We start from the raw sequence: 6,544 nt of genomic DNA on the forward strand, positions 1-6,544 counted from the left end.
CCGGCCGCGTCCGGGCGCCGGGGAACGGTGAGGGTCGGGGTGCGGTAGCCGGGTGGCGCGGGTTCCCCGACGGGCACGCCGTCCACCTCGCCCCAGACGTGGGCCCGGAACGGCGCGACGCGCACCCCGGTGCACCGGGTGGGCCAGGAGCCGCCCATGCGGCGCAACAGCGCGGCGGTCAGGGCACGTTGCAGGCAGCCCTGCCCGGCGGGGCGGCAGCGCGGCCGGCGGCCTGGCGGCGGCCGACCGGACGGCCGGGCGCCGTCGCCAGGGCGGTCGCGGCGCCGGTTCGAGGGCATTCGACGTGCCCATGAGACGGCCGGATCCATCCGGCCGGGGTGGCGCCGCGCCGCTCCCCCGGGCAGGGCGCGCGAGGCATCCGGGGCTCAGCGGCCCGTACGGCGAAGGACCCCGCGCGGGTCAGGCGTCGCGCAGGTCGAGCATGGCGGCCATCGCGGCGACGACGGAGGGCGCGACCGCGTAGTAGACCCAGGTGCCGCGCCGCTCGGAGGTCAGCAGGCCCGCCTCGCGCAGCTTCTTCAAGTGGTGGCTGACGGTGGGCTGGGAGACCCCGACGTCCTGGATGTCGCACACGCACGCCTCGCCGCCCGGGTGGGCGGCGATTTTCGAGAACAGCCGCAGGCGCACCGGATCGCCCAGCGCCTTGAACATCACGGCCATCCGCTCCGCGTCCGCCCGCGACAACTCCCCCGAGGTCAGCGGCGGACAGCACGGCACCGTGTCCCGTTGGTCCGTGTCCCCGGAGGGGAGCAGCGGCAGCTCCACCGGTCTCGTATTCGACATGCGTCTATGTTGACGTCTGTCGATACCGATGGCAAGGTTCCCTGCATCGATGGATATCGATCCAACGAGACCTCAGCGGAGACGCGGAGCGAAGGAGCCCTTCATGTCGGAAACCACCCGCCCGCCCGTCGCCGTCATCGGCGCGGGCCCCGTCGGACTGGCCGCCGCCGCCCACCTCGCCGGGCGCGGCATCACCCCGCTCGTGCTCGAAGCGGGCCCCGCCGCCGGGTCCGCCGTGCGGGAATGGGGGCATGTCCGCCTGTTCTCGACCTGGGCGGAGCTGATCGATCCGGCCGCCGCGAAGCTCCTGGCCCCCACCGGCTGGGTCAGGCCGGAGGCGGGTGCCTACCCCACCGGGGCCGAGTGGGCCGAGCGGTATCTCCAGCCCCTGGCCGACGCCCTCGGCGACCGGGTGCGGTACGGCGCCCGCGTGACCGGGGTGGCCCGCGCCGGCCGCGACCGCGTGGTCGACGCCGGCCGCGACAGCCGGCCGTTCACCGTCCACCTCGCCACCGGCGAACGCGTCACCGCCCGCGCCGTGATCGACGCCTCCGGCACCTGGGCCGGGCCCGGCCCGCTGGGCGCCGACGGCTACCCGGCGGCGGGCGAGAGCGCGGCGGCCGACCGGATCGCCTACCGCGTGCCGGACCTGGACGACCCGGCCGTCCGCGCCCGTTACGCCGGGAAGCGCACCGCCGTCGTCGGCTCCGGCGCCTCCGCCTTCACCGCGCTCGCCGGGCTGGCGGACCTGGCCCGCGAGGAGAGCGGCACGCACGCGGTGTGGGTCCTGCGCCGGGGCCTCGGCGAGGACACCTTCGGCGGCGGCGAGGCCGACCAGTTGCCCGCCCGCGGCGCCCTGGGCCTGCGCGCCCGGGCGGCGGTCGAGGCGGGGCACGCCTCCGCCGTCCACGGGTTCCGCACCGCCGCCGTGGAGCGCGACGGCGAGCGGCTCGTCCTGGTGGCGGACGACGGCCGCCGCACCGGGCCGGTCGACGAGGTGATCGCGCTGACGGGGCTGCGCCCCGACCTGTCGTTCCTCTCCGAGGTCCGCCTCGGCCTGGACGAGCGGCTCTCCGCCCCCGTCGCGCTGGCGCCGTCGATCGACCCCAACGTCCACTCCTGCGGCACGGTCCGCCCCCACGGCGTCACGGAGCTGTCCCACCCCGAGGAGGGGCTGTTCCTGGCCGGGATGAAGTCCTACGGCCGCGCCCCGACGTTCCTCGCGATGACCGGACACGAGCAGGTCCGCTCGATCGCCGCCGCGCTGGCGGGTGACCACGAGGCGGCGCGTCGCGTGGAGTTGACCCTGCCCGAGACCGGCGTGTGCGGCGGCGCCGGTCTGTCCGACGAGGCGGGCGCCGACAGCGGCGGCGGCTGCTGCGCCCCCGCCCCCCGCCCCGGTCGGCCCCGCCCCGCCGCCCCCGGGGGGGGCGGACCGCGCCCTCGCCGGGGGCCGTCGCTTTCACCCCCCTGACCGTGCGGGCGGAGGGCAGGGCGGTGACGTGCGGGGCCGCCACGTCGAGCCGCCTCAGCTAACGACGAGAGAGGTGTAAAAGAGCCAGCCCCCCCCCCCCCCCCCCCCGGCGCCGGCGCGGCGCCCCGCCCGCCGGCTCCAGGGGAGGGCTGATCGGTGACGTCGGCACAGGGGGCGGGGTCGGCATGAGTGACTATCAGTTCCGGCCCGACAGCCAGATGATCCCACCGGAACGCGTCGAGGAGACGGTGCGCGCCGACGAGGCCGCGCTGGCCGCCGCGCGCGGCGGCGAGGAACGGTTGATCGCCCTGCTCAACCTCTCGTCCAGCCTCCACCGGCGCCACCTGGAGAACGGCGCCGGGGAGGACCTGGACCGGGCGATCGACCTGATGCGCGAGGCGCGCCGCCTGATACCCCGTTCCGAGGACGCCGGGATGACCGCGATGTCCCTGGGCGTCCTGCTGTTCCGGCGCCGCCGGCCCGGGGACCTGGCCGAGGGACGGACGCTGGTGGCGGGGGCCGTGGCGGGACTCGCCCCCGGCTCCGTCGAGTACGCCCTGGCCCGCGGGACGCTGGGCGCGCTCGCCTTCGCCGAGTACGAGACCGGTGGCGGGCGCGACCGGCTGGAGGAGGCCATCACCCACCTGCGGGAGGCACTGCGCCTGCTCCCGGCCGGGATACCCGTGCGGCCGACGTACCGCCTCAACCTGGGCATGGCCCTGTGCTGCCGGTTCCGGGACTTCGACTCCCCGGAGGCCGACCTGGACGAGGGGATCGCCCTGCTGGAACAGGTCGAGCGGGAGCTCGCCGCCTCACCGCCCGGCATCCTGGCGGCCAACCTGCCGGTCACCCTGCGCGCGAACCTGATCGAGGCGCTGCGCGTCCGTTACGCGCTGCGCCGCGACCCGGCCGACGAGCGGCGCGTCAGGGAGCTGGCCGAGGAGCCCCGCGCGGCGACGGAGACCCACGCCTCCCACGCCCGGCCGCACGTGCTGAGCGCCGAGGCCGCGCTGGCCCTCCGCCGGTACGAGGAGACCGGCACCCTGTACGACCTGGACCGGGCCGTGCTGGCCGGCCGGGCGGCGCTGGACTCGCTGACGCCCGGGGACAGCCGCCGGCCGGTCCACCTGTACAACGTCGGCTTCCTCCACTACCACCGGCACGAGGCGCTGCTGCGTTCCGACCGCCCCCGGGCGCTGGGCGAGCTGGACTCCGCGCTCGACCTGACCCGGCAGGCGCACGACGCGGCGCCCTCGCCCACGGCCCGGGGCCTGCTCGGCCGCTGCCTGCTGGCCCTGCACAACACCGACCACGCCGCGTACCCCGGTGTCCTCGACCAGGCCGTCGAGCACCTGCGGCACGCCCTCGACGCGGCCGGGGACGACCCGGGCACGCGGGACAACCTGCGCCCCCTGCTGGCCGACGCGCTGACCGCGCGCGGGTTGCGGGACGGCTCCCTGGCCGACTTCGACGCGGCCGACCGGGTGCGGGAGGCGCTGGTCCGCGAACGGCCGGACTCGGCCGCGCCCGCCGGCGGGCTGGCCGTGATGCGGGTGATGCGCGCCTCGGTCGCCCAGGACGCCCGGAAGCTCCGCGCGGCCCGGGACGAGCTGCGCGCAGCGCTGCGCGCGCTGGCCGACCGGGCGCCGAAGGACGCCTTCGACCTGGCCTGGGTGTGGGGCGAGACCGAGTGGGAGACCTGCCGGAACGCGGCCGGGAAGGGCGCGAGCGGCATCGCGCCCGGCGAGTTCTTCACCGACCCGGAACGGGCCTACCGGTCCGGCATGGCGGGCGCGGCGGACGCCTACCGGCGGGCCACCGAGTCGCTGCACCGGCTGGTCGGCGCGCAACTGCTGCGCGAGCACAAGGAGTGGACGATCACGTCCGCGACCGACGCGAGCGGCCGGGGCGCGTTCGCGCTCTCCCGGTCCGGCGACCCGGAGGATCTGCGGCAGGCCGTGGTCACCCTGGAGGCCGGGCGGGCGCTGATGCTGTCGGAGTCCCTGGAACGCGGCCGGACCGGCCTGGACGGGCTCGGCGACAGCGGCCTGGCGGCCGAGTACCGGGCCGCCGCGGACCGGCTGAGCGACCTGGAGCGCGCCGAGCTGGGACGCTCCCCCGGCCCGGACACCACCGCGCCGCGGGAACGGCCGGACGCGCGGGTGCGCGCGCTGGAGGATGCCCGCCGGGACTGGGCCCTGGTCGTCGAACGGATCAGGGCGGTGCCCGGCTACCGGGACTTCCTGCGCGCGCCCACGTTCGACACGCTCGCCGCCGTCGTCCGGCGTGCCGGGTGCCCGGTCGTCTACCTGAGCGCCACCGACCTGGGCGGTGTCGCCCTGCTGCTGACCCCGGACGCGCCCGCCTCCGTGGTCCGCGTGGACCTGCCGCTGCTGGACCGCGCGTGGGAACGGCGGGTCGCCGCGGACTGGCTGCGCGCGGCCGAGACCGAGCCGGAGGACGAGGAGGACATCGAGCGGGCCGAGCAGGCGTGCGACGCGCTCTCGCGCGAGCTGTGGACGCGCGTCATGGAGCCGGTCACGGCGGCGCTGCGCGGACACCGGGAAGCCGTGCTGATCCCCACGGGCGGTCTCGCCCTGGTCCCGCTGCACGCCGCCGGCTGGAACGATCCGCAAGCGCCCACCGGCCGGCGCCATGTGCTGGACCGGTTGGCGGTCCGCTACGCGCCGACCCTCCGTTCCCTGGCCGTCTCGCTGGACCGCTGCCAGGACCTGCCGGACGACACGTCACGCGTCCTTGCGGTCGCCGACCCCGCCCCGGTCGACCGGGAGCCGCTGCCCGACGCCGAGGACGAGGTGGCGGCCGTGTGCTGCTGGTTCGCCGGGCGGATCGCCGGGGTGCTCGCCGGCCCGGCGGCCGACCGCGACCGGGTGGCGGGCCTGCTGACCGAGGCCGAGGTGCACCACTTCGCCTGCCACGCGGACTTCGACCCGGCCCGCCCGCTCGACGGCGGTCTCGTGATGGCCCGCGACGAGCGGATCACCGCCCGGGACCTGCTGGCCGCGCCGGGGTTCCGCAGCCGGCTGGTGACGCTCTCCGCGTGCCGCACCGGCATGGTCGGTGACGCGCTCCCGGACGAGGCCGTCAGCCTGGCCACCGCGGTGCTCCAGGCCGGCGCCGCCGGTGTGGTCGCCTCGCTGTGGGAGGTGCCCAGCGCGGCCACCATGGCGCTGATGGCCCGCTTCTACGAGCACTGGCGACGCGAGCGGCTGCCGGTCGCCGAGGCGCTGCGCCGCGCCCAGCTCTGGTTCCGGGACGCCACCAACGCCGAGAAGCACGCCGCGCTGCCCATGGCCCCGGCGTTCGCGCCGCCGCCGGACCTCGATCCGGCCGGGCGCGCGCAGTGGCCGGACCAGCGTCAGGACGCCAGCCCCCTGGCCTGGTCCGCCTTCTTCCACACCGGTGGGTGACCCGGTGATCAGCACGTTCCAGGCGCTCGTCGTGGCGCTCGTCTTCATGCTGCCCGGCGCCCTGTACACCTGGGACTTCGAACGCACGCTCGGCGACTGGGGGTTGTCCGCCGCCGACCGGCTGCTGCGGTTCACGGGCAGTTCGGCGGTCTTCCACGCCCTGCTCGCCCCGGTGACCTGGTGGTTCTACCGCGAACAGATCGTCACCGGACGCCTCGCCGAGGGCCACGCCTCCTGGTGGCTGTGGCCGGCGGTGCTGGCCTACACGGCGCTGCCCACCGCCGCCGGGCGGATCGTCGCGCTGGCCACCCGCCGCGGCGACGCGTGGTCCCGCCTGGTGACCGGAGGGGCACCCGCGCCGCGCGCCTGGGACCACGTGTTCTCCAGCCGCCGGCCCGCCTGGCTCCGCATCCGGCTCAAGGAGACCGAACCCGGGGAAGAGTGCTGGGTGTTCGGCAGCTACACCACACCCGACGACCGCCTCGGCGCCTACGCCGCCGGGTACGGCCAGGAGCGCGACCTCTACCTGGCGGACACCGCGTGGCTGGAAGCGGGCACCGGCGACCCCCTGCGGGAGCCGGACGGCCGGCCCAGGATGCGGGGCGTCGGGCTGCTCATCGGATGGGACCAGATCGCTTACATCGAGGTGATATGGGGATGACGGACACACCGGACACCCGCCCCGACGACCTGCCGGACGGCGAACCGGCGGACCGGCCGGACGCCGCGCCCGATCCGGAACCGGCGGCGCGGCCACGCCTCATCCGCCGCCCCGGCACCAAACGCGGCGGCTACCGCCCGGCCGCCCGCGTCCCCCTGCGGCCACCGCCCGACC

The 6,544-nt window shown here is 76.8% G+C and carries 5 protein-coding genes; 3 read left to right on the plus strand and 2 right to left on the minus strand.

Going from position 1 to position 6,544, the window contains the following annotated elements; genetic code table 11:
- Positions 1–299: lasso peptide biosynthesis B2 protein (locus tag BN2279_RS27605; protein WP_234347723.1), on the minus strand; the 299-nt coding region annotated here is incomplete at its 3' end.
- Between the two features lie 121 nt (positions 300–420).
- On the minus strand, positions 421–804 hold the full coding sequence (locus tag BN2279_RS10155) for an ArsR/SmtB family transcription factor (RefSeq protein ID WP_059008377.1): 384 nt from the start codon (positions 802–804) through the stop codon (positions 421–423).
- 103 nt (positions 805–907) lie between these two features.
- Here BN2279_RS10155 and BN2279_RS10160 point away from each other — a divergent pair, with 103 nt between their 5' ends.
- From BN2279_RS10160 to BN2279_RS10170, 3 genes are all read left to right on the plus strand, one after another.
- On the plus strand, positions 908–2,278 hold the full coding sequence (locus tag BN2279_RS10160) for an NAD(P)-binding domain-containing protein (RefSeq protein WP_059008378.1): 1,371 nt from the start codon (positions 908–910) through the stop codon (positions 2,276–2,278).
- 185 nt (positions 2,279–2,463) lie between these two features.
- A complete protein-coding gene (locus tag BN2279_RS10165; protein ID WP_059008379.1) occupies positions 2,464–5,709 on the plus strand; it encodes a CHAT domain-containing protein in 3,246 nt (1,081 codons plus the stop codon).
- A 4-nt stretch (positions 5,710–5,713) separates the two neighbouring features.
- On the plus strand, positions 5,714–6,370 hold the full coding sequence (locus BN2279_RS10170) for a DUF6338 family protein (protein ID WP_159037187.1): 657 nt from the start codon (positions 5,714–5,716) through the stop codon (positions 6,368–6,370).
- The last annotated feature ends 174 nt before the right edge of the window (positions 6,371–6,544 follow it).

This window comes from Streptomyces specialis, from assembly GCF_001493375.1.
Lineage (GTDB): Bacteria > Actinomycetota > Actinomycetes > Streptomycetales > Streptomycetaceae > Streptomyces > Streptomyces specialis.

Coding starts and splice junctions, on each gene's coding strand:
- BN2279_RS10155 (WP_059008377.1), bottom strand. CDS start 804: ATGTCGAATACGAGACCGGTGGAGCTGCCGCTGCTCCCCTCCGGGGAC.
- BN2279_RS10160 (WP_059008378.1), top strand. CDS start 908: ATGTCGGAAACCACCCGCCCGCCCGTCGCCGTCATCGGCGCGGGCCCC.
- BN2279_RS10165 (WP_059008379.1), top strand. CDS start 2,464: ATGAGTGACTATCAGTTCCGGCCCGACAGCCAGATGATCCCACCGGAA.